The sequence below is a fragment of the Kitasatospora sp. NPDC008050 genome (genome assembly GCF_042957465.1).
Lineage (GTDB): Bacteria > Actinomycetota > Actinomycetes > Streptomycetales > Streptomycetaceae > Kitasatospora.
Map to the genome: position 1 here is coordinate 123987 of NZ_JBIBIJ010000010.1, position 21777 is coordinate 145763.

20 protein-coding genes are annotated in these 21777 nt (G+C 70.8%); 13 read left to right on the forward strand and 7 right to left on the reverse strand.

The genetic code is table 11. The annotated features are described in order from the left end of the window. The first annotated feature begins 47 nt into the window (after positions 1–47). The 3 genes from ACFZB9_RS21045 to ACFZB9_RS21055 all read left to right on the forward strand — a co-directional run bounded on the left by ACFZB9_RS21045 (position 48) and on the right by ACFZB9_RS21055 (position 3459). Positions 48–704, forward strand: a complete 657-nt coding sequence (locus ACFZB9_RS21045) for a plasmid mobilization relaxosome protein MobC (RefSeq protein WP_391449224.1) — start codon at positions 48–50, stop codon at positions 702–704. Next, positions 701–2440: a relaxase/mobilization nuclease domain-containing protein gene (locus ACFZB9_RS21050; RefSeq protein WP_391449226.1), complete on the forward strand. Its 1740-nt coding sequence runs from the start codon at positions 701–703 to the stop codon at positions 2438–2440. The genes ACFZB9_RS21045 and ACFZB9_RS21050 overlap by 4 nt, the downstream gene beginning before the upstream one ends. A 119-nt stretch (positions 2441–2559) precedes the next feature. Continuing rightward, the gene (locus ACFZB9_RS21055; protein WP_391449228.1) at positions 2560–3459 is read left to right on the forward strand and encodes a ParB/RepB/Spo0J family partition protein; all 900 of its coding nucleotides are present in this window, start codon (positions 2560–2562) and stop codon (positions 3457–3459) included. Between the two features lie 2 nt (positions 3460–3461). Here the strand turns inward: ACFZB9_RS21055 and hemC (ACFZB9_RS21060) are convergent, their stop codons facing one another. Next, positions 3462–4400 (reverse strand): hydroxymethylbilane synthase, encoded by a 939-nt coding sequence (gene hemC / locus ACFZB9_RS21060; protein ID WP_391449230.1) that lies wholly within the window; start codon positions 4398–4400, stop codon positions 3462–3464. 99 nt (positions 4401–4499) lie between these two features. Here hemC (ACFZB9_RS21060) and hemC (ACFZB9_RS21065) point away from each other — a divergent pair, with 99 nt between their 5' ends. Further along, a complete protein-coding gene (gene hemC / locus ACFZB9_RS21065; RefSeq protein WP_391449231.1) occupies positions 4500–5441 on the forward strand; it encodes a hydroxymethylbilane synthase in 942 nt (313 codons plus the stop codon). On the opposite strand, the gene ACFZB9_RS21070 is transcribed toward hemC (ACFZB9_RS21065), so the two are convergent. Both ACFZB9_RS21070 and ACFZB9_RS21075 read right to left on the reverse strand, forming a co-directional pair. Next, the gene (locus ACFZB9_RS21070; protein ID WP_391449233.1) at positions 5438–6403 is read right to left on the reverse strand and encodes a hypothetical protein; all 966 of its coding nucleotides are present in this window, start codon (positions 6401–6403) and stop codon (positions 5438–5440) included. The genes hemC (ACFZB9_RS21065) and ACFZB9_RS21070 overlap by 4 nt on opposite strands. Positions 6404–6438: 35 nt before the next feature. Then, a complete protein-coding gene (locus ACFZB9_RS21075) occupies positions 6439–6963 on the reverse strand; it encodes an ATP-binding protein (protein ID WP_391449235.1) in 525 nt (174 codons plus the stop codon). Between the two features lie 252 nt (positions 6964–7215). On the opposite strand from ACFZB9_RS21075, the gene ACFZB9_RS21080 reads away from it, so the two are divergent. The 5 genes from ACFZB9_RS21080 (at position 7216) to ACFZB9_RS21100 (ending at position 11487) form a co-directional block, all read left to right on the forward strand. Continuing rightward, a complete protein-coding gene (locus tag ACFZB9_RS21080; RefSeq protein ID WP_391449237.1) occupies positions 7216–8562 on the forward strand; it encodes a transcriptional regulator in 1347 nt (448 codons plus the stop codon). Positions 8563–8750: 188 nt separating this feature from the next. Next, positions 8751–9701, forward strand: a complete 951-nt coding sequence (locus tag ACFZB9_RS21085) for a restriction endonuclease (protein ID WP_391449239.1) — start codon at positions 8751–8753, stop codon at positions 9699–9701. A 333-nt stretch (positions 9702–10034) separates the two neighbouring features. After that, the gene (locus tag ACFZB9_RS21090; RefSeq protein ID WP_391449241.1) at positions 10035–10727 is read left to right on the forward strand and encodes a DUF6882 domain-containing protein; all 693 of its coding nucleotides are present in this window, start codon (positions 10035–10037) and stop codon (positions 10725–10727) included. Between the two features lie 125 nt (positions 10728–10852). Continuing rightward, on the forward strand, positions 10853–11068 hold the full coding sequence (locus ACFZB9_RS21095) for a type II toxin-antitoxin system VapB family antitoxin (RefSeq protein ID WP_280695502.1): 216 nt from the start codon (positions 10853–10855) through the stop codon (positions 11066–11068). Beyond that, positions 11065–11487 carry a PIN domain nuclease gene (locus ACFZB9_RS21100; RefSeq protein WP_391449244.1) on the forward strand — a complete coding sequence of 141 codons (423 nt, stop codon included), beginning with the start codon at positions 11065–11067 and terminating at the stop codon, positions 11485–11487. The genes ACFZB9_RS21095 and ACFZB9_RS21100 overlap by 4 nt, the downstream gene beginning before the upstream one ends. A 534-nt stretch (positions 11488–12021) precedes the next feature. On the opposite strand, the gene ACFZB9_RS21105 is transcribed toward ACFZB9_RS21100, so the two are convergent. The 4 genes from ACFZB9_RS21105 to ACFZB9_RS21120 all read right to left on the reverse strand — a co-directional run bounded on the left by ACFZB9_RS21105 (position 12022) and on the right by ACFZB9_RS21120 (position 16716). Then, a complete protein-coding gene (locus ACFZB9_RS21105) occupies positions 12022–13950 on the reverse strand; it encodes an APC family permease (protein ID WP_391449245.1) in 1929 nt (642 codons plus the stop codon). Positions 13951–14220: 270 nt separating this feature from the next. Continuing rightward, on the reverse strand, positions 14221–15141 hold the full coding sequence (locus ACFZB9_RS21110) for a LysR substrate-binding domain-containing protein (protein ID WP_391449247.1): 921 nt from the start codon (positions 15139–15141) through the stop codon (positions 14221–14223). Between the two features lie 67 nt (positions 15142–15208). Beyond that, the gene (locus ACFZB9_RS21115) at positions 15209–15973 is read right to left on the reverse strand and encodes an SDR family NAD(P)-dependent oxidoreductase (protein WP_391449248.1); all 765 of its coding nucleotides are present in this window, start codon (positions 15971–15973) and stop codon (positions 15209–15211) included. A gap of 80 nt (positions 15974–16053) precedes the next feature. Further along, on the reverse strand, positions 16054–16716 hold the full coding sequence (locus ACFZB9_RS21120; protein ID WP_391449250.1) for a TetR/AcrR family transcriptional regulator: 663 nt from the start codon (positions 16714–16716) through the stop codon (positions 16054–16056). A gap of 173 nt (positions 16717–16889) precedes the next feature. Between ACFZB9_RS21120 and ACFZB9_RS21125 the strand changes: the two genes are divergently transcribed. The 4 genes from ACFZB9_RS21125 to ACFZB9_RS21140 all read left to right on the forward strand — a co-directional run bounded on the left by ACFZB9_RS21125 (position 16890) and on the right by ACFZB9_RS21140 (position 21629). Beyond that, on the forward strand, positions 16890–17513 hold the full coding sequence (locus ACFZB9_RS21125; protein WP_391449252.1) for an NADPH-dependent FMN reductase: 624 nt from the start codon (positions 16890–16892) through the stop codon (positions 17511–17513). 553 nt (positions 17514–18066) lie between these two features. Then, positions 18067–19383, forward strand: coding sequence for a histidine kinase (locus ACFZB9_RS21130; RefSeq protein WP_391449254.1), 1317 nt, complete (start codon positions 18067–18069; stop codon positions 19381–19383). Next, a complete protein-coding gene (locus ACFZB9_RS21135; RefSeq protein ID WP_391449256.1) occupies positions 19347–19991 on the forward strand; it encodes a response regulator in 645 nt (214 codons plus the stop codon). The genes ACFZB9_RS21130 and ACFZB9_RS21135 overlap by 37 nt, the downstream gene beginning before the upstream one ends. A 387-nt stretch (positions 19992–20378) precedes the next feature. Continuing rightward, positions 20379–21629, forward strand: a complete 1251-nt coding sequence (locus ACFZB9_RS21140; RefSeq protein WP_391449258.1) for an arylsulfotransferase family protein — start codon at positions 20379–20381, stop codon at positions 21627–21629. Positions 21630–21777: the final 148 nt, after the last annotated feature.

Consider the following 21777-nt stretch of genomic DNA (forward strand, 5'->3'; position numbering starts at 1 on the left):
CCCAGTCTCCGACACTTCGCGCCGGACTGGGGTCCTCCGCCCCAGGGGTGGCGGAGGAGGCCCGGCGCGAGGGCGCGCCGGACATGGCCCAGGCCCCCGGCCCGGACGAACTCAACGCCCTGCAGCTCGACATCCTCGCCCGCGTCCGCGCCGACCAGAGCGCCGACGAGACGCCTGCCACCGTCGATGACGAGAACGTCCGTGCCGCCCGTGACACGTTCCTGCACGCGAACACCGCCGCGCTCGATGTCCCGAAACTGAACGATCCCGACGACGCCCAGCCGATGCCCAAGGGCAAGATCCGAAAGCACACCGGAACCCGCCGCAAGGAGCGAGTCGGTCCGGTCGGCTACACCCCGCCGGAGCACGCCGAGCTGCTCGATGCCGCCGATCGCCACGGCTACAAGGACACGATCTCCGGATACGTCGGCGACATCTCGCTGGCCTTCATCCGGGGCGAATTCACCGTCGACCTGCCGCTGCACACCGACCGCCTCGCACTCCAGGAGTTCCGGGCCGAGATCCGCCAGGAGATCAACGCCGTCGGCAACAACGTCAACCAGATGGTCCACGTGCTGCACCGCGACGACCGCCTCGTACCCGACAGCCGCGAGCGCCTGATCCGCCTGGAGCACCTGCTCCTCGACATCGCCCAAGCCCTGCTCATCCCGACCACCAGCCCGGAAGGAGGCCAGAAAGCGTGATCCCCTCCGTCAAGGCCCCCGGCGGCAACACCCGCGGCCTGCTCGCCTACCTCTACGGCCCCGGCCGCCACGACGAGCACACCGACCCGCACATCGTCGCCTCCTTCAGCCCCCTCGGCCTGCGCGATCCCGGCCGCGACCAGAGCGCCACCCTCACCCAGCTCGCCCGGATCCTCGACGAGCCGGTCAACCTGCGCAACACCGGCTTCGGCCGCAAGGTCACCGACCACGTCTGGCACTGCCCCGTCCGCGCCGCCAAGACCGACCGCTACCTCTCCGACGCCGAGTGGGGGGAGATCGCCCGCCGCATCGTCCACGCCGCCGGCATCGCCCCCGACGGCGACCCGCACGGCTGCCGCTGGATCGCCGTGCGCCACGCCGACGACCACATCCACATCCTCGCCACCACCGTCCGCGAAGACGGCCGCCGCCCCAAGCACCACAACAGTGGCAAGCGCGCCCAGGCCGAAGCCCGCGCCATCGAGAAGGAACTCGACCTTCACCAGGTCCAGCCCGGTGACCGCACCGGCGAGCGTCGCCCCAGCCAGGCCGAGATGCACAAGGCCGACCGGCTCGGCTGGCAGCAGACCAGCCGCGCCTGGCTGCAGGACCGCGTCCGCGACGCCATCCCCCACGCCGCCAACGTGGAGGAACTCCTCGCCTACCTGGAGGCCGACGGCGTCGAGGTCAAGACCCGCCGCCTGCCCTCCGGCGACCTCCAGGGCTACTCGGTCGGACGGCCCGGCGACACCAATGCCGAGGGCGAGCAGATCTACATACCCGGCGGCAAGATCGCCCCGGACCTGTCTCTGCCCAAGCTCCGCGCCCGCCTCGCCACCAGCACACCGGAGGAACACCCCACCGCCCGCCGCAACCGGCCTGCGAGCAGTTGGCAGCGCACCACCGACGCCCTCGACCACGTCCATCGGCACCTCGCCGAGGACACCACCGGGGCAGCGGGTGGCGAGGACGGCGGTGCGCTGGCCCAAGCACAGATCACCGCGCTGGGCGACATCATCAACGCCACCGCCCAGCAGGCTCCCGCCGAGCTGCGGGCCGAACTGCGAGCCGCCACCAAGGCGTTCGTCCGAGCCCAGCGCTCCCAGGTCCGCGCCGACCACCAGGGCGCCGCCGACCTACGCAGGGCAGCCCGCGACATCATCCACGCCGGCGACGGCCCCGACGGCAACGCCCTCGCCGTCACGATCGCGGCCCTGTTGTGGGCGGCGATCCTCGCCAGCCGCTGGCACCAGACCCGAGGCCACGCCCAGCAGACCCAAGCCGCCCAGCAGGCCGTCCAGCATCTGCAGGCCGCCTACGACCAAGCCGCCACCGACCAACTCGCCGCCCTCACCCACCGCCAGCCGAACCCGGAGATCACCAACACCCTCGCCGGCGACGTCCGCTCCGCCGTCCCCGACCACGCCACCCGCATCCTCGCCGACCCCAACTGGCCCGCCCTGGCCACCGTCCTCGCCGACGCCAAGGCCCTCGGCCACCAGCCCCGCCACCTCCTCCAGGAGGCCGCCGCCCGCCGCAAACTCACCACCGCCCGCCTACCCGCCAAGGTCCTCCTCGCCCGCGTCCAGCACACCGGCCGCAACCCCGAGCGCAACACCGCCGCCGAAGCCGCCCTCATGCGCTCCACCGCCGCCCGCGGACTACGCAGCGCCCCCGTCAACCCGACCGCCCCGCCCACCGCAACGGCCGGCACTCCGCAGCGCCGGAGCCGCTGACCCTCCAGCCAGTCGCACACCCGCAACCTCCCCACGCCGGGGCACCGACCCGGTGCCCCGGCGCCCCGCCCAGCAAGGAAGCCATCCTGAAGATCCACCCGCTCGCCGCCAACTTCCCGATGCTCCCCGAGCACGAGCTGTACGACCTCGCCCAGTGCATCAAGGAGTTCGGCCAGAAGATGCCGATCGTCCTCGACCCCGACGGCGTCCTCCTCGACGGCCGCAACCGCCTCGCCGCCTGCGAACTCGCCGGTGTCGAACCCCGCTTCACCACCTACACCGGCACCGACCAGACCGCGTACATCTGGGCCGCCAACGTGCGACGCCGACATGTCACCGAAGGCCAGCGCGCCATGGTCCACGCCATGGTGCTCGCACAATCGGGGCAGTCCCTGCGCACCTACGCCAACCTTCACAGCCTCAGCCGCACCCGACTGTCCCTCGCCAACACCGTCCTCAAGTACTCCCCCGACCTCGCCGAGCAGGTCCGCGACGGAAAGCTCCGACTCGACGCCGCCGCCGACATCGTGCGCCAGCACAACATCAAAGCGCAGAGGGTCAAGGCGAAGCACGACCGTCTCCTCCAGCACGCCCCCGACCTCGCTGCCCAGGTGACCGAGGGCGAGCTCACCCTCGACACCGCTACCGCCACCCTCGACCAGCGCCTCGAAGACGAACAACTGCGCCGCAAGGTCGAGGAGATCGACGCCATTCGCCGCGCAGACCGCGATCCGGGGCCCGCCCTCACCGAACTCGCCGACAGCGGCGACATCGACTGGCAGCAGGCTCACCAGTGCGCCGAGGACTACATCACCCAGCGGCAGGCCGCCATCAGCCGCGACCGACAGCGACTGGCCGCCATCGCCGACAGCTGGGCCACCGTACGCAACCTCGCGTGCCAGCCCGACAGCCTCTACACCCACCAGGTCCTCGACGGCCTCACCCCATTGGCACACGAACTGGCCAACCGCCTCCTCATCCTCGTTGCAGAGCCCGAGACCGCCGACCGGCACGGGTGACGTCAGTGTGCGATGGAGTCGATCAGGTCGCGGGCGCCGTCGCGGATCAAGGTGGCGGCCACGGCCTTGCCGAGGGCTTCCGGGTCGAGCTGGCCGGCGGACTGCGCGGCTTCCAGCACGGTGGCACCGTCTGGTGAGAAGACCATCGCGCGAAGCCCCAGGTGACCGTCCTCGAAGGCACGGGCGAAGCCGGCGATCGGGCTGTTGCAGTGCCCGCGCAGGACGTGCAGCACGGCCCGCTCGGCGGTGATCTCCCGCGTCGTCGCGCGATCGCCCAGAGGAGCAAGGTGGGTGATCAGCTCTTCGTCGTCCTCGCGGCACTGCAGGCCCAGCACGGCGGCCCCCAGCGGCGGGCACATCTGCTCGGTGCTCAGCACCTCGCTGATCCGGTGCTGTTCGCCGATCCGCTCCAGCCCGGAGGCGGCCAGCACCAGCGCGTCCACCTCCCGGGCCTCCAGGGCGGCCAGCCGCAGGTTCGCCGTTCCCCGCACCGGCACGAGCTCCAGGTGCGGGTGACTGCGGGTGAGCTGGGCGACTCGCCGAACGGCGGAGGTGCCGACACGGGTCCCGGCGGGAAGCCGGTCGAGGGTCAGGCCGCGGGCGTGGACGAGGGCGTCACGGATGTCCGCCCGCTTGGGGTAGGCCGCGAAGACCGTGCCCGGGGTGACGAGGGGATCGCCCGTGACGTCCTTCATGCAGTGCACCGCGAGGTCGCAGACGCCGCTCAGCAGGGCCTCCTCGATGTCGCCGGTGAAGGACCCCTTGTCGCCGAGCCCGGCCTGCTGTCCTGGTGCGAGGTCGCCGGCGGCGACGAACGGCACCAGCTCGGTCTCCAGGCCGGGGTGGAGCTCGGCGAGGTCGGCCCGGACACGGGCGACCTGCGCGAGGGACATCGGTGAGGAACGGGCGCCGATACGGATGGTGCGGCCGGTGGACGGCATTCGATCTCCAATCAAGCATTCCGACATACCGTCGGAAAAAGGTCACACAAATCGGAGTAACATTCGGTCAACATTCATGCCGAGGCCGGGAGTTCGGGAATGCGCACGTTGGTCGTGGGATCGCGGGCCAGTCACCTGGCGAAAGCCCAGGTGAAAGAGTTCCTGGCACCGCTGCGAGAGCGTTTCCCCGACGTCGAGTTCCGCCACCAGGTGATCCTGGAAGGCGGCGACCGGGACCGGAAGACGGCGCTTGCGGCCGTGTCCGCCAGCAGCGGCGGTAGCGCGTTCTCCACCGAGCAGGAGGCCGCGCTGGTGCGGGGCGAGGTGGACGTGGTGGTCCACTCGCTGAAGGACCTGCCGACCAGCAACCCGCCCGGCTTGATCCTGCTGCCCCCGCCGGGCCGCGAGGACGTCCGCGACGCGCTGTGCTGCTCGGACCCGGCCCGCTCGACGCTGGCGGCCCTGCCTCACGGCGCCAAGATCGGCACAAGCGCGGCCCGCCGGATCGCCCAGCTCCTGCACGTCCGCCCGGACCTGGTGCCGGTGCCGATCCGCGGCAACGTCCCGCCGAGGGTGAACAAGCTCAAGACCATGAACCTGGACGCCGTGGTGCTCGCGGCGGCCGGCCTCAAGCGGCTGGACATGGGCGACAAGATCGGCGAGCTCCTGCCGCTCGACCAGTTCCCGCCGAGCCCAGGCCAGGGGGCGCTCGGGATCCAGATCCGCGAGGACAACCAGCTGGCGCGCGAGATCCTGGCGGGAACCGGCGATCTGGTGGTGGACGCGCAGGTTCGGGCCGAGCGGGCGATGCTCGCGGAGCTGCACGGTGGGTGCTCGGTGCCGGTCGGCGCGTACGCGAAGGCGGAGGACGGCATGCTCGCCCTGCACGGTCAGGTCACCTCCCTGGACGGTTCGGTGCAGGTGGAGGCCAGCTTCTCCGGTCCGCTGTCCGAGCCGGAGAAGCTGGGCGTGCTGGTGGCCGGCCTCCTCCTGGACCAGGGCGCGGAGGGCATCCTGGCCCAGATCCGGCCGGCCGCTTAGCCGGTCAGCAGGCGGGCGAGGTCGGTGGCCGCGTAGGTGATGATCCGGTCCGCGCCCGATCGCTTGAGCATCGTGAACAGCTCCAGAAGCGGCCGGAAGTCCCGCTGCCCGGTGGCCTCGTCGACGGGCGCCAGACGCATGTACTCGCCCGAGACGGAGAACGGCATCAGGGGAGCGGCCGTCCTCTGCTTGAGGCTGGTGAGGGTGTCCACCGAGAGCATCCCGGGCTCCAGCAGCAGCATGTCGGCGCCCTCGGCCAGGAAGGCGAGGCCCGCCTCCACTGCGGCCTCCGGCTGCCGGGGGCTGAGCTGGAAGGGCCGGTGGGCGCCGGAGGCCGGGGTGGCGTCCATGGTGGTGCGGTAGCCCTCGTAGAGCGCCGAGTCGAAGATCAGGTGCGGCATGATCGCCACATCCGTGTGCCCGGCCGCATCCAGCGCCGCGCGAACGGCTCCGGTGATGCCGGCCATCATCGCGGCCGGTCCCACGATGTCGGCGCCAGCCGCCGCCTGCACCACGGCCTGGGCGGCCGTCACCTCTGCCGTCCGCGCGCGGTCGATCCGCCCGCCGGTCGTCAGGTGGCACTCGCCGGTGTCGGTGTAGCCGCACAGGCACGTCTCGGTCATCACCGCGATGCCCGGCTCGGCGTCCTTCGCCGCGTGGATCGCCCTCACCATCAGGCTGTCGGCGGCCAGCGACCCGGACGCCTCGCTGTCGCGGTGGGTAGTCCCGGCGAAGACCTTCACCGAGCGGACGCCCAGGGCGGCCAGGTCGTGCATCACCTGCGGGATCCGGGCGACGGTGACCGTCGGCATGGCCCGCGTCTCCTGGTCCGCGTCACCGCGAACCAGCAGCACCATCGACAGGTCGGCGATGGTGAGGCAGGGATCTTCGAGGAAGCTGCGGACGGCGGGACGGCCGTGGAGCCGGACCGCGTTAGCGCTGTGGTGCTGGGTGCTGGTCATGTCGTCCTCTCGGTTGGAGGGGTACGGGCTGGTGGTCAGTGCGCGTGGGCACCGACCAGGGTGGGCGGGTGTATCCGATGCCGGCGGGGGGCCGACATCCGGCGGGCCAGCGCCCGCACCGCCCGGTGCGGACGGGCGATGAGCTGGCGGCGGGTCAGCGGCCGCTCGGGCAGGGCCAGCTCGGCCCAGACCCGCTTGCCGCGCTCGGTCCGCTCGACGCCGTGAGCCAGGGCCAGGCGCTCGACCAGGAACATGCCCCGCCCGGTCTCGGCGTCCGGGGCGGCGTGACGGGCCCGGGGGATGGCCTGCGACCCGTCGTAGACCTCCACCAGAGCCCGCCGCATGGAGGGGTTGGCATAGATGGCGACGGTGAGCATCGGCCCGGTGGTGTGCCGCACCGCGTTGGTCACCAGCTCCGAGGTGACCAGGTCGAGAGCGTCACCGGTGGCGTCGTCCAGCCGGATGCCCCAGTCCGCGACCGTGGCGCGGATCCGGCGCCGGGCCTTGGGCACGGAGGCGGGGTCTCGGATCAGGAAGAAGGCATAGCTGTGCACGACCATGGCGAGGAACCCTTCGGTGCTGAGCTGGGGAAAGCAGCACCGACCGCAGGAGGGGGTGAGGACGTGGGGCGGTGAGGAGCGCGAACGAGTCGGCCAGTGAACCGCCAGGGCGACCGCGCGGGTGCTGCTGTAACAGAGTCGGGCCGGACCACCACACCCGGAAGGTTTCCAGGGGGTTTCTGCCGATCGCCAACCGATAGCCCTGGGTAGCGATACGCTCACGGACGAGTCTTCCGGGGAGCGTGGTTTGACGTGAGTTCAGATCTGCTGGCAGTCCACCCGCTGACCTACCTGAGGCAGTTACGAGGGTGGGGGAAGAACCAGTTCGCGGGCATCATGCGAGACCACGGCGCCAAACTCGGCATCAACCTGGCCACCAATCGGACCCTGGTGTGGAAGTGGGAGAACGGCCAGGCACCAGAACCCGACGCACAGGTCGTCCTGGCTGACCTACTGGGCGTCAAGTCCCGTACCGTGACGAGCAATCCGTGGCCAAGCTGGCTGCCCGTCTGGGAAGTGACCAGCATCACGGCGCCGTGGACGAAGGCCGGTACCGTGGACGTACTGGTGGAACTGGGCAGGAGTGGGCGTATGGACAGGCGCGGATTTCTCACCATCACAGGGGCCGCCATGGCCACCGTCGCGGCGAGCTGGGCAGCTGCCTCGCCAGCCCTGGCCGCCGGCATGAACGGCGACCAGGTCACCGACCAGATGGTCAGCACACTGGAGACCCGGGTCGAGACCCTGCGGACCCTCGATGAGCAGATGGGCGGCGCCCGACTCATCGGACAGGCCCAGGGCGACCTGGCCGTCATCACCAGCCTGCTGGACAACGGCCGCAACACCGGTGCGCTCGAAGCCCGCCTCTACCGACTCGCCGCCCGAGCCAACTACATCACCGGCTGGATGGCCTACGACGCCGGACTCCGCTCCGCCGGGCAGCAGTACTACGTCGCAGCCCTTCGCTGTGCCAAGACCGCCGGCGACGACGCCCTCGGCGCCTTCCTCCTCGCGGAGATGGGCGTCCACCTCTCCGAGCACGGCGACACCCACGGCCGGATCAACCTCATCAGCACCGCGCTGGACAACAGCACCAACCGCATCCAGCCCGGCGTCCGGAGCTTCCTCGAACTCCATCACGCCGAGAGCCTGTCCCGCGACGGCCAGCACCAGAAGGCCGGCACCGCCCTCAACCGCTCCCTCGACCTGTGGAGCCAGCACGACGGCGACGAACTGCCCAGCTGGCTGTCCTGGTACGGCGACGCCCAGCTGAGCTCCACCGAGGGCAAGATCATGCTCCGCTCCGGCCAAGTCGAGCGCGCCACCGGAGCCCTCGCCTCCTCGATCGACCAGGCCGTCCCCCGTGACCAGGCCGTACGAGCCGGACGCCTCGCCACCGCTCGCCTCGCCGGGAAGGACCTCGACGGCGCACTGGACGCCGCCAACCGCGGCCTCGACCTCCTCGAAGGGCCCGTCCAGTCGGTCCGCGCAGTCGATCGCCTCACCAAGTTCGATAGCTACCTCAAGCCCCACCAGGCGGAACCCGCCGTCGCCGAGTTCCGCGAACGCCTCCGTGCTCTCCCCGCGATGGCCGCTTGACCGGTCGCCCTGCGCAAAACGCCTGCACGATGCCCATCAGCACAGACCCAGCTGGTTGCGCCATACAAGGGTCAACAGCATCTGGGGCGAGAGCCGGCGCGGCATCGGCTCCACGTCCCCCGTCGCGGGGCAGATCCCGCTGCTGTAGAGCCGGCCGCGCCACCGCGCCCTCCGTCACAATGTGGGCCATGACAGACGAAATTGAGCAGATCTACGACGAAGCGGTAGCCGAAGAGAAGCTCAAGAGCGGGACGAAGTACGAGCGCCTGACCGCGATCGTCTTCAAGGCCCTCGACGCGAGCAACGCGGTCGTGCACGACGTCACCCTGCGCGGTGTCGGCAAGGAAGCCAGTCACCAGATCGACGTACAGCTGACCTACGGCGCAGAGCAACGGCGCATCCTCATTGAGTGCAAAAACTACGGCCCCAAGAAGATCGGCATCGGTATCGTCCGGGACTTCAACGGTGCGCTGCTCCACCTCCAGCCCGTGCAGGGCATCGTCGTCGGCTCCTCCGAATTCACATCTGGCGCCCGAAAATACGCGCGAGACGAGAGCATCGTGTTGGCCCAACTCAGGCCGTTCACCGATGACGACTGGAGCGGCCGCGTGCGCAAGCTGTCGGTCACCGCCCAGGCATGGGTCAAGGACGAACCAAAGTTGACGTTTCAAAACACAGGGAACCTGGTTCAGTGTCCAACATGCCTCCCTGAGTCGACCGGCCGGGTGTCCGTCCACGAGGCGAGCTACTACGACCGGGCAGGCACGGTGCAGGGGCTCCTCAGCTCGCTGCTCGCCGGGTGGAACGACGAGTACGGCCGCCTCATCGTGGGAGAGCCCGGGAGCACCTATTCGGGCAGCGTCGCTTTCCCGGCGCCGATCTGGCTCGTGGCTGGCGAAAACTTGGTCGAGGTCGATGGCTTCCAGTGGGAAACCATCGTTCTCGGCGAGACCAGCACGTTCATCGTGGACAGCGGCAACCGAATCGCAGAGCTGGTGCTGCGCCTGGTGGACCTGCCCGTCGGTGCGTCCTTGCCGGACTTCATTGCGTCCGGGCTCACCCCCTCAGGCTCACTGATCTTTCGCGACCAGCTCACGCAGTGGGCGGTGGTGGACAGCGTGATCGAAGCGCGCACGTGACCACTAGCGGCGCCTCGGCCAGTTGCAGTTCCAGTTGCATTCATCTCCGTTCAGGAGCGTCCTGCGGTAGCTCCCAGGGCCACCACGCCGCAGGTCAGGACGCTGGCGAACCCATCCGGACACCCAGACGAACAGTTGGAAAGCGTGTTGGGGGCAACCCCTCACGAGTTCGAATCTCGTATCCTCCGCCTCTGCCAGCCATGGCAGCCGAAGGTCCCGACCGCCCAGCGGTCGGGACCTTCGTCGTTCCGCGGCCTCAGTGCACGTCGGGGTCGATGACCGCGATCACATGGGACCTGGGGACAGGTGAATCGACGTCAGTACAGTCGCGCCGTGACGACGACATTCACCGACGCCTTCCTCCGCACCGCCGAAGGCCATGCCGCCTGGGGAGCCGAGCAACTCGAGGAACTTGGCCGAGTGCTGCCCGGTGGCCCATGGACGGCCGACCTCAACCAGTGCGTGTACCAGTCCGCCGGCCGCACAATACGGGTCGGCCTCCTCGGCTCGTACGACCTGTCCGAGCAGTCCTGGCTCTGGGGATGGGCCAATCCCGGACTGCGTGGCAGTGCGGTGGTGGCGGCCAGCGAGCGGATCGCCGAGTTCGGGCGTCGCAACGGGGTGCCCGAACTCCAGCACGCCAGCGTGGATCTGTCAGGCTTCGGCGATCCGCGCCAGGCCGCCGAAGCGATTGCCTTCGTCGGGATGGGCGTACTCGGCGCCCCGGGGTACATCGGTGAATCGGCCGGACCAGCGACCCGGGTCTACTTCGCCCCGGACGACCCTCAGATCCCGCACGCGAAACTGGACTCGATCGCCATGCCGCGCTTCCTGACGACCGGCGCAGGGCTCTTCGGGCACTCCGCCCGCCAGGTGGTCAGCGGCTACTTCGCCCACCACGGCGTGACCGTCGAGGCGGGCGCCGATCGGATCAGCGCCCCCCTGCCCGACGGCAGCACCACCGAGATCACCTTCGATGCACTGGGCCGGATCGCGGCGATCAACTCCACGCTGGGTGGACGCTGAACTGCATCAAGCAGGTCCTCCCCGACCTGTCTGCACTGGCTGGCATCGCGCATGCGGCACCCCTCCCCACGTGATGCATCGAGAGATATACTTACGACGCGAGTTGATATCAGGAGGTGTGCCGCATGAGCCGGACCGTGATCGATCTGGACGACGAGTTGCTCGCCGACGTGGCTCAGGCTCTCGGTACCAGCACCAAGAAGGAGACAGTCAACACCGCTCTTCGCGAGGTACTGGAGAACAGACGGCGAGCCCTCGCCCTCACACGGCTGCGCGCCGCGGCCGATGCCGGGGCCTTCGACCTTGAGATCTTCGAAGACAAGAGGAACTACCGTCGGTGAACGCGGCGCAATTCCTGATCGACACCAGCGCGCTCGCGCGTTTCATGCGCGGCGACGCCGAGCAGTACGGCTGGGACCAGGCCGCAGCGGCCGGCTTGATCGCCACCTGCCCCATCACCGAACTTGAGTTCTTCTACAGCGCACGCACGGCCGCGGACCGCGCTCAGGGGATCGAGGACATGCGGTTGCTGTTCGGCTGGGTACCGGTCGATGACCGTGCCTACGACCGCGCCTGGCAGGTCCAGGACTTGCTGACCAGACGAGGCCAGCATCGCAGCGCCGGGGCCGTCGACCTGATCGTCGCCGCCACAGCCGAACTGCAGGGCCTGACCCTCCTGCACCGAGACCGCGACTTCGAGTGCATCGCGAACGTCACCGGCCAGGCCCTCCAGTGGTACGGACCGGAAGCCGGCAAGTGAACGTTGCTGGATCCACTCCACGACTCGCGAAGGATGAGGACCCTGATCCTGTGACCATGCGGCCGTGACACCGCAGATCACGGGTGCATCGTGGTTGCAGTTCTGGTTGCATTCACCCTCGTCCAGTGCCGTTCGGACCCCGGCCGTCGATCTGCTCTACCGCAGGTCAGGACACCCACGCTCACCCCTGAACGGCTGGACGGACAGTTGGAAAGCGTGTTGGGGGCAACCCCTCACGAGTTCGAATCTCGTATCCTCCGCCGGCAGATGGCCCGGACCGTTCAGCGGTCCGGGCCATCGTCGTATCCGTCGCAGGTGAGGCCCGGTTCCGTCCCCGGCTCTTGCGAAGGGGACGGCGGCGGCTACCGGTTGTTCCCGGGGCGTCAGGCCGGGCCGGGGGCGCGGAGTTCGTAGCCGGGGTTGTAGATGGCGCCGGCCCTGGGCACGGCCCGGCGGGCGCGGGACCGCGCCGTCGGTGCCGCTGGTGCGGGATGACGACGCGGATCGCTCAGCTCTCCTTGCTCCTTGGGCCGGTCATGCCTCGCGGGCGGCGGCGGAGTGCAGTTGGTAGGGGACGCTGGCGACGACGACGCGGCGCTGGAAGAGCAGCCGGCCCTTGAGGCGCAGCGCCGACTGGTTGTGCAGGATCTGCTCCCACCAGTGCCCGAGCACGTACTCCGGGATGTAGACCGTGACGATGTCGTTGGGCTTCTCGCTGCGCAGCCGCTTGACGTAGTCGACGACCGGGCTGGTGATCTCCCGGTAGGGGGAGGCGATGACGGTCAGCGGGGTGGTGATCTCGCGGGCGTGCCACTCGCGCTTGAGCGTCTCGGTGTCGACCGGGTCGAGGTCGACGGTGACGGCCTCCAGGTAGGTGGGCCGGGTGGTGCTGGCGTAGCCGAGGGCCCGGATGGTCGGCAGGTGGAGCTTGGAGACCAGGACGATCGAGTGGTTGTTGGTGGGCGGGGTGACCTTGAGGTCGTCCGGCGGGGCCAGTTCGGCGGCGACCGCGGCGTAGTGGCGCTGGATGCCCCGCATGATCAGCCAGATCAGCGGCATGGCGACCACGACGATCCAGGCGCCCTTGGCGAACTTGGTGGTCAGGACGATCGCCAGGACCACCCCGGTGAAGCCGGCACCGACGGCGTTGATGGCCCGCGAGCGGATCATGTGGCGGCGGGCGGCCGGGTTGGTCTCGGTCCTCAGCTTGCGGTTCCAGTGCCGGATCATGCCGGTCTGGCTGCAGACGAAGGAGACGAAGACGCCGACGATGTAGAGCTGGATCAACCGGGTCGGGGAGGCCTGGAACGCGACGACCAGCAGGATCGCGGCACCGGAGAGCAGCATGATGCCGTTCGAGAAGGCGAGCCGGTCGCCGCGGGTGTGCAGCTGGCGCGGCAGGTAGCCGTCCTTCGCGAGGATCGAGGCGAGCACCGGGAAGCCGTTGAAGGCGGTGTTCGCGGCCAGCACCAGGATGATCGCGGTGACGAACTGCAGGACGTAGAAGAGCGGTGAGGCGTCCCCGAAGACGGAACGGGCGACCTGGGCGATCACCGTGCGCGGGGTCTGGCCGGCCGGCACACCGATCAGGTCGGCGGCGTCGGCCGCGTGCACGTGGCCGGCCAGCGCGAGCGCGGTGACACCGGCGAACATCGACACGGCGATGGCGCCGAGCAGCGCGAGCGTGGTGGCGGCGTTCTTGCTCTTCGGCGCCTTGAAGGCGGGCACGCCGTTGCTGATCGCCTCGACGCCGGTCAGCGCGGTGCAGCCGGAGGCGAAGGCGCGCAGCAGCAGGAAGATCAGGCCGAAGCCGCCGAAGGTGCCGGTGGCCTTGATCTGGTAGTGCTCGCTCTCGGCGTGCAGCGGGTGCCCGGTGGCCATCTTGAAGACGCCCCACCCGATCATCGCGACGATCGAGACGATGAAGCAGTAGGTCGGGACGGCGAAGGCCGCGCCCGACTCCCGGACGCCGCGCAGGTTGAGCAGCGTGATCACCGCGATGACCAGCACCGAGATCAGCACGACGTGGCTGTTGAGGGCCGGGAATGCGGAGGCGAGGTTGGCGACCCCGGAGGAGACCGAGACCGCGACGGTGAGGATGTAGTCGACCATCAGCGCGCTGGCGACGGTCAGACCGGCCTTCGCACCGAGGTTGGTGGTGGCCACCTCGTAGTCGCCGCCGCCCGAGGGGTAGGCGTGCACGTTCTGCCGGTACGAGGCCACCACGACCAGCATCAGCAGACCGACGGCCGCGGCGATCCACCAGGTGAAGTGGAACATGGCCACGCCCCCGGCCGACAGCACGAGCAGGATCTCCTCGGTCGCGTAGGCGACCGAGGAGAGCGCGTCGGAGGCGAACACCGGCAGCGCGATCTTCTTCGACAGGGTCGCCTCGCCGAGCATCTCGTTGTGCATCGGCTGGCCGACCAGCAGCCGTTTGATGATTCCTATTCGCGAAGGCATGCGGGGCATCGTAGGCCCAGACCCGAGGCCGTCGACCAGCCGGGGCCGGTAATCTCAAGAGCCCGGGCATCAGGATGCCGTCAAGACTTCCACGAACCGCCGAAGCACCGGCCCAGGACGGGTGGCGCGGCAGAGCCCAGCTCAGCGGGGTGACAGGCCCGCCGACGCGGCCGCGAGCCGGCATCGGGTCCGATCGACGCGCTGTCGTCAAGAGCCTGGACGTCAAGGCGCCGCCAAGACCGCAGGCCCCCGCCCCTGCCCCCGCCCCACTCAGGCCGAGGCGGCTGCGGCCTCGACGAAGGCGGCGATGGCGGGGTCGGGGTTGGCGGCGGGCCAGGCAAGGACCACGCGGCTGGGCGGGTAGTCGGCGAGCGGGACGAAGGCCACGCCCTCGGTGCGGTGGTGGCGGGCCGCGCCGGCCGGGAGGATGCCGACCGCGCCCTGCCAGACCACGGCGTGCAGGCACTCGGCCACCGCGCGGACCACCGGGCCCCCGCAGTCGGGTGCCTGAGGAGATCCCGTCGCCGGTGCAGCGGAGGAGGAGGACGAGGCGGCGGCGCCGCGCCCCGCCTGGCCGAGCCAGTAGCGCCGCCAGGCCGGGTCCGCATCCTGCGGCAGCCGCATCCACGGCCGGTCCGCGAGTTCGGCCACCGCCACGCTCTCCCGGCGCGCCAGGTGGTCCCCGGCGGGCACCACCGCGACCACCGGCTCGTTCGCCAGCACCCGGACGGCCAGCCCCGCGGTGTCGAAGGGCAGCCGGGTCAGCGCGACGTCCACCGTGCCGGCCCGCAGCCCCGCGGTCGGATCGCTGATCCCGGTCTCCCGCAGCCGCACCAGCGCGTTCGGGTGGCTGCGCCGGAAGGCCTCGGCGGCGCGCGGGCCCAGACCACGGCCGGCCCCGGCCACCGTGCCCACCACGATGGTGCGCAGTCCGGCGGTCTGCCGCACGCGTTCGCTCGCCCGCTCCGCCGCCTCCAGCAGTTCCCGGGCCTCGGCCAGCAGCACCGTCCCTGCGGCGGTCAGCCGCACGCCCTGGGCCGAGCGGTCGAACAGCCGGGTGCCCAGCGAGTCCTCCAGCTCGCGGATCCGCCGGCTCAGCGGCGGCTGCGACATGTGCAGCCGGGCCGCCGCGCGACCGAAGTGCAGTTCCTCGGCCACGGCCACGAAGTACCGCAGGCGACGCAGATCCATGCCGGGCACACTAGCCCGCCGCGCTGATCGCCCGTCACGGCTCAGCTGCGGCGTCCCGTCGCCACCGTCACCAGGGCACCGGACCGTCCTCGTCGAAGAAGCCGCTGGTCGGTCCGTCCGGGCCCAGGGTGGCCAGGCGGACGACAACGGCCGCTCCCTGGGCGGCCGTCCGGGTGATCGTGAAGCCGGCCTCCTGCAGCTCCTTGGTCAGGTCGGTGTCGCACGCACCGGGCGTCACGGCGTTGACGAGGAAGCCGTGCGGCCGCAGCTCCTTGGCGTACTGGATGGTCAGCGCGTTGAGCGCGGACTTGGAGGCCGGGTAGGCGGCAGCGGCCGGCACCTTCGCGAGGTAGCTCTCCGGAGAGCTCTGGATGGTCAGCGAGCCCATGCCGCTGGACACGTTGACGATGCGCGGGGCGGCCGACCGGTACATCAGCGGGAGCATCGCGTTGGTGACGGTCAGCACGCCGAGGACGTTGGTCTCGAAGACCTCGCGGACCAGGTCGAGGTCCGCCGCGCTGGGCCGGTGTCCCGGATCATCGGCCGTTCCCGCGTTGTTGACCAACACGTCCAGCCGCCCGAACCGTTCATCGATCCACCCCACGGCCCGGCGCACGGTCGCCGGGTCGGTGACGTCCAGCGTCACCGGGTGTGCGTCGGCCCCGGCGGCCCGTATCGCCCGGGCGGCGGCGCGGCCGCGCTCGGGGTCGCGGGCGCCGATCACCACGGTCAGGCCACGCTCGGCCAGTTGGCGGGCTACCTGGAACCCGATGCCTCTGTTCGCTCCGGTCACCAGTGCTACCGCACCGGTCGGAGTCACGGTCTCGATCATGCCGCCAGCCCATCACGCGCCCCGCGCCGCGGACCAGGACCAAGTCGGCATCGCACCGTCCGCATGGGTATCGCCGCTGCTCAGCGCCTCCGGTACGCCCGCAGGAAGGCTGCGACGCCGCCGGTGATCAGGTGGTCGTTCTGCTCCTCGGGCAGAGGGCGGACGCCGTAATGCGAGAGCTGCACGATCGAGTGCGTGACCAGGGCCGTGAAGTGGCTGCCCGTCAGAGCCGGGTCCCCGTGGACGTCGATCAGGCCTGCTTCGGCGAGGCCGGCCATCGCGTCGGCGAGGGCGCGGCCGACGGGGCCGGGGCCCGCGTCCCGCCAGGCTTCGAGGAGCTCGGGGGGAACGTGGTCGGCCTCGGCGTGGATGTGGCGGACGAGCGCGAAGTGGTCCGGGCAGTCGGCCATCAGGCCGACGAAGGCACGGGCCAGGGCGACCAGGTCACGTTCGAGGTCCTCCGCGCGGGGCGGGCGCGCGGGGTCCAACAGGGCGCGGATCGGGGCGAGATGGGCGTCGCGCACCTCGCCCGAGGTCCAGGTGACCACCGCGCGGAAGAGTTCGGCCTTACCGCCAGGGAAGTGGTTGTAGAGGGTGCGCGTCGAGACGCCGGCCGCGGCCGCGAGCGCGTCGACCGAGGCGCGCGCATAGCCCTCGCGACCGAAGACGGCGCGGGAGGCGCTCGCGATCGCGTTGCGCTTCTCCTGCTTCCGGGGCGGGATCCGGCCCCCGGCGCCCTCCATCCGGGCTTCTCCCCCGACTCCGTCCGTGGCTCCGCTGCCGCCGCTCACACGCGCTTCCTTCCGCAACACTGAACCTTCTATAACGGTCGTTGTAATTTCTACAACGGTCGTTGTAGTTTACCGGACAGGGGGCCGCACCAAGCGGCCGACCCGCCACCCGAGGGGACACCGCCATGCCTGCCGCCGCCGAAGCCCTGCCCGCCGCCCAGGACGCTCCCCTGCGCATCGCCGTGATCATCGGCAGCGTCCGCGAGGGGCGCCACGGCCGCGCCGTCGCCGACTGGTTCCTCACCACCGCCACCGGCGACGAGGGCCTGGAACTGGACGTCATCGATCTCGCGGACGTCCAACTGCCGCTGGTCATGCCCGGCTGGGGCGGCACGGCGAGCCCCGAGGCCGAGGCCGCGCTGGCCGGGGTGTCGCCGCGACTGGCCGCCGCCGACGCCTTCGTGGTCGTCACCCCCGAGTACAACCACAGCTTCCCGGCCGCCCTGAAGAACCTCATCGACTGGCACCACGCGCAGTGGCAGGCCAAGCCGGTCGGCTTCGTCTCCTACGGCGGACTCGGCGGCGGCCTTCGCGCGGTCGAGCAGCTGCGGCTGATCTTCGCCGAGTTGCACGCCATGACGGTGCGCGACTCGGTCAGCTTGCACGGGCCGTGGTCGGGGCTCACCGAGGACGGCACACCGCGCGACACGGCCGTGAGCGAGGGCGCGGCCAAGGGCATGCTCGGTCAACTGACCTGGTGGGGACGGGCGCTGCGGGCGGCCCGCGCCGACCGGCCCTACCAGGGCTGAGATTGCGGGAAGGCGGGCTGACCGCGCCCGCTACTCCGTACGCAGCGCCGTCGCCGTGCTGGTGCGGGCGGCCCAGGTGGCGGGGAGCAGGGCGCCCAGGGTGGCGATGACCAGCCCGCCACCCACCATGACCGTGCTCCCGGTCGGCCGGTCCAGCCCGGCGATCAGGTTGAGCAGCGTACCTCCCGCTGCCCGAGCGGCCGAGCACGGCCGGCGCCTCGCCCGCACGGACCTCCAGGTTCAGCTCGGCCAGGGCGGGGCGCCCGGTGTCGTAGGTCTTGCTCACGTCGCGGATCTCGATGATCGGTGTGGTCATGGTGTCCCTCCACGGCTCGGCGTCCGCCACGGATCGGCGTCCGCCGCGGATCGGTCTGACGAACGGCAACCACGCTAGTGAACGGGCACCCGGCGGGGACATACGGCTGAGCGGTGTCCTGGGGTGTACCTGAGTACACCCCAGGGTTCGGGGTCCAGCACCCCTGTGCGGGCGCCGCGAGTCCGGAAGACTGACGCCGGAAGTGATCCCAGGGGAGGAGGACCAGCAGTGAGCGCTATGGAGACAGCACCGGCCCGCCCGGCCCGACGGCAGCGGCCGTTCGGCTGGATCGGCAGCGGGGTGTCGGCGATCGGCCGCGGGGCGGCGCTGTGCGCGGTGTCGTCGGCCGGCGCGATCCCGCCGCTGGCGATGGTCTGCGTGGCAAAGATGTTCCTGGACGACGGCACCAGCGCCATCACCACGCACGGCCCGTACCACGTCTGGGCGTTGCTGGGCCTGGTGCTGCTCAGCCTGCTGGTACCACGCGTGCGCTGGGTGGTACGGCACACCAGGCGGCTGCTCGGGCAGTGGTGCGCGGTGGCGGTGGCCGATCCGTACCGGCCGGCGCCGACGGGTGATCAGACCACCTTCGGACAGCGGGTCGGCTGGCTGCTGGGGGACCCGGCGACCTGGCGCGACCTGCTGTGGACCGGGCTCAACGCGGTCGCCGGCTTCGTCCTGCTCCTGCTGTTGCTCCCGGCCTCGGCGCTGCCGGTCTACGCCCTCGACTACCTGCTGATCGAGCACACACCCCCGGGCGCGGGCGGAATCAGCCTGGCCGTGCTGTTCTGCCTGCTGGAATCCGCCGCCCTGCTGCGGGCCGCACCCCGCCTGCTGACCGGCTACGGCAACCTGGCGAGCCGACTGCTGGGGCCCACCCGGGAGGCCCAACTGATACAGCGGGTCGACCACTTGGCGATCACCCGGTCCAACACCATCGACAGCGGCGCGGCCGAGATGCGCCGGATCGAACGCGACCTGCACGACGGCGCCCAGGCCCGGCTGGTGGCGATGGGCATGACGCTGAACGCCGCCGAACAGCTCTTCGAATCCAACCCGGCGGCCGCGCGGGCGCTGCTGACCGAGGCCAAGCAGTCCTCGGTCAAGGCCCTGGGCGAACTGCGCGACCTGGTCCGGGGCATCCACCCGCCCGTCCTGGCCGACCGGGGCCTGGTGGACGCGGTGCGCGCCCTGGCCCTGGACCTGCCGCTGGTCGCCGAGCTGTCCGGCACCCTGCCGGCCCGGGCGCCGGTGCCGGTGGAGTCGGCGGCCTACTTCGCCGTGAACGAGCTGCTGGCCAACGCCTCCAAGCACGCGGGTGCCCGCCGGGTCTGGATCGAGATCGGCCATACTGGCGATGCGCTCAGGATCGGCGTCGTCGACGACGGCCGCGGCGGTGCCGACCCGTCCCGCGGAACCGGACTGCGCGGCCTGGAGCGGCGGCTGGCCGCGTTCGACGGCGTGCTCGCCGTCAGTAGCCCGCCCGGCGGCCCGACCATTACCTCACTGGAGATCCCGTGCGCGTTGTCATCGCCGAAGACCTCTTCCTCCTGAGGGACGGCCTGACCCGGATGCTCCAGGCCCATGGAGTGACGGTCGCTCAGGCCGTGGAAACCGGGCCTGAGTTGCTCGCCGCAGTGGCCGCCGAGAAGCCGGACGTCCTGGTCGTGGACGTCCGGCTGCCGCCGACCTTCACGGACGAGGGTCTGCGCGCGGCCCTTCAGGCGCGGCGGCAAACCCCCGGCCTGCCGGTCCTGGTGCTGTCGCAGTACGTGGAACAGCTGTACGCCAGGGAGCTGTTGGCCGATGGAACCGGCGGGATCGGGTACCTGCTGAAGGACCGGGTGATGGACAGCAACCAGTTCGTCGACGCCGTGCGCCGGGTGGCGAACGGCGGCACCGCGATGGACCCGGAGGTGATCTCCCGCCTGCTCACCCGCAACTCCGGCAACAGCGCGGTGGCTTCGCTCACTCCGCGGGAGCGCGAGGTGCTCGGCCTGATGGCGGAGGGCCGCTCCAACGCCGCCGTGGCCCAGCAGTTGGTGATCACTGAACGGGCGGTGGCCAAGCACACCGCGTCGATCTTCCTGCGGCTGGGCCTGCAGCCCTCGGACGACGACAACCGGCGGGTGCTCGCGGTGCTCGCCTACCTCAACCGCTGACGCCGCCGCAGCACCACCGCACCCCCTGGACGCCAGGGCCCACGATGCGGGCGGACGTTGACACCCGACGCGCGGTCCGACTAACTTCCCCCGCATGCAGCGGCCTGCCCTCACCCTGACGACTCGCGGTCACATCGACCTCCTGCGAGTCTGTTCCGCTGCCTGTCGCGCCTGCTGAGCGCCACCACCCCGCGAGCACCCCGCCGCTCCTGACGCGCCGGCCGGGCTGCCCCGCCACCCCTGCGCCCGTCCGCCCGGTCGCCGGCCCTGAGCCGTGCCGACCCGTGCAGCCCCGTGCAGCCCCGTGCAGCCCCGTGCCGACACGCCCCGGGCTGCCCAACCTCCCTGAACTCGACTTCGCTCTCCAGTGATTGACGAAGGACCACCATGCGAAAGCACACCTGGACCGCGCGCGCCCTGGCGCTGGCCACGACCGCCACCTTCCTGGCCGCACTGCCGGTGGCCGGCGCCGCGGCCACGACAGCAGGAGCGACACCGGCCGCGACACCGGGCACCCTGCCGCTGCCGCCGGTGACCGTGCTGACCGACAAGGCGGGGAGCACCGGCGGAGACCTCTTCCTCTCGCCGACCTCTGCCACCAGCACCTACGCCAGCGGCGTGGAGATCCTCAGCCCGGACGGCCGACGGACCGTCTGGTCCCACGCGGTACCGGCCGGCCTGCAGGCCGCCGACTTCCGCAAGCAGACCTACCAGGGCAAGCCGGTGCTGACCTGGTGGCAGGGCACCAACCTGGGCGGGCTGGCCAGCGGTGTCGATGTCATCTACAACGACCACTACCAGAAGATCGGCGAGGTCAAGGCCGGGAACGGCTACTCCGCCGACGGCCACGAGTTCCTGATCACCCCGCAGAACACCGCGCTGATCATCTCCTACACCGAGGCGACCGCGAACCTCACCTCGATCGGCGGCCGCGCCGACCAGAAGGTGATCGACGGGATCGTGCAGGAGGTCGACATCCGCACCGGCAAGGTGCTCTTCGAGTGGAACAGCGCCGACCACGTGCCGTACGCGCAGAGCGAGCAGCCGCTGCCGTCCTCGTCGAGCACACCGTGGGACTGGTTCCACCTCAACGCCGTCAAGCTGGACACCAACGGCGACCTGCTGCTGGACGCGCGCAACACCTGGACCACCTACCAGGTGCCCCGGCACACCGGCCGGATCAGCTGGCAACTCGGCGGCAAGGCAAGCTCGTTCGAATTGGCGGCAGCCCCCGGCCAGAAGCTGAACAGCGCCGGGACCATCTTCTCCTGGCAGCACGACCCGCAGCCGCTCGGCAACGGCCTCTACACCTTCTTCGACAACGAGTCGGCGGGCGTCGCCAACACCGGGGCCGGTGCCGTCTCCGAGCTGCCGTACAGCCGCGTGGTCACGGTCCGTCTGGACCAGCGCACGCACCGGGCGACCCTGGTGAAGTCCGTCGACCAGCCGGCCGGGCTGAGCGCCTCCTCGCAGGGCAATGCGCAGACGCTCCGCAGTGGCGACCTCGTGGTGGGCTGGGGATCCCTGCCCTACGTCTCCGAGTTCGGCCGGTCCGGCGAACTGCTCTTCAACGCCGCGTTCCCGACGGGGGTGAACACCTACCGGGCGTACCGGTTCGACTGGCACGGCCGGAAGTAGCCGACTAGAAGTAGCCGACCGGCAGGGGGCCCCCCCCCGCGGGCGCCCCCCGTGTTCGGGAAAGCGGTGGGCCCGCCCCCCCCCGGCGGCGCTGATCGCCCCCAGGGGGCGGGCCAGCGGGCGGTCGACGAGCAGGTGGGCGCGGCCC

Coding starts and splice junctions, on each gene's coding strand:
- ACFZB9_RS21055 (WP_391449228.1), top strand. CDS start 2,560: ATGCTCCCCGAGCACGAGCTGTACGACCTCGCCCAGTGCATCAAGGAG.
- hemC (WP_391449230.1), bottom strand. CDS start 4,400: ATGCCGTCCACCGGCCGCACCATCCGTATCGGCGCCCGTTCCTCACCG.
- hemC (WP_391449231.1), top strand. CDS start 4,500: ATGCGCACGTTGGTCGTGGGATCGCGGGCCAGTCACCTGGCGAAAGCC.
- ACFZB9_RS21070 (WP_391449233.1), bottom strand. CDS start 6,403: ATGACCAGCACCCAGCACCACAGCGCTAACGCGGTCCGGCTCCACGGC.
- ACFZB9_RS21075 (WP_391449235.1), bottom strand. CDS start 6,963: ATGGTCGTGCACAGCTATGCCTTCTTCCTGATCCGAGACCCCGCCTCC.
- ACFZB9_RS21085 (WP_391449239.1), top strand. CDS start 8,751: ATGACAGACGAAATTGAGCAGATCTACGACGAAGCGGTAGCCGAAGAG.
- ACFZB9_RS21095 (WP_280695502.1), top strand. CDS start 10,853: ATGAGCCGGACCGTGATCGATCTGGACGACGAGTTGCTCGCCGACGTG.
- ACFZB9_RS21105 (WP_391449245.1), bottom strand. CDS start 13,950: ATGCCTTCGCGAATAGGAATCATCAAACGGCTGCTGGTCGGCCAGCCG.
- ACFZB9_RS21110 (WP_391449247.1), bottom strand. CDS start 15,141: ATGGATCTGCGTCGCCTGCGGTACTTCGTGGCCGTGGCCGAGGAACTG.
- ACFZB9_RS21115 (WP_391449248.1), bottom strand. CDS start 15,973: ATGATCGAGACCGTGACTCCGACCGGTGCGGTAGCACTGGTGACCGGA.
- ACFZB9_RS21120 (WP_391449250.1), bottom strand. CDS start 16,716: ATGGAGGGCGCCGGGGGCCGGATCCCGCCCCGGAAGCAGGAGAAGCGC.
- ACFZB9_RS21125 (WP_391449252.1), top strand. CDS start 16,890: ATGCCTGCCGCCGCCGAAGCCCTGCCCGCCGCCCAGGACGCTCCCCTG.
- ACFZB9_RS21130 (WP_391449254.1), top strand. CDS start 18,067: ATGGAGACAGCACCGGCCCGCCCGGCCCGACGGCAGCGGCCGTTCGGC.
- ACFZB9_RS21140 (WP_391449258.1), top strand. CDS start 20,379: ATGCGAAAGCACACCTGGACCGCGCGCGCCCTGGCGCTGGCCACGACC.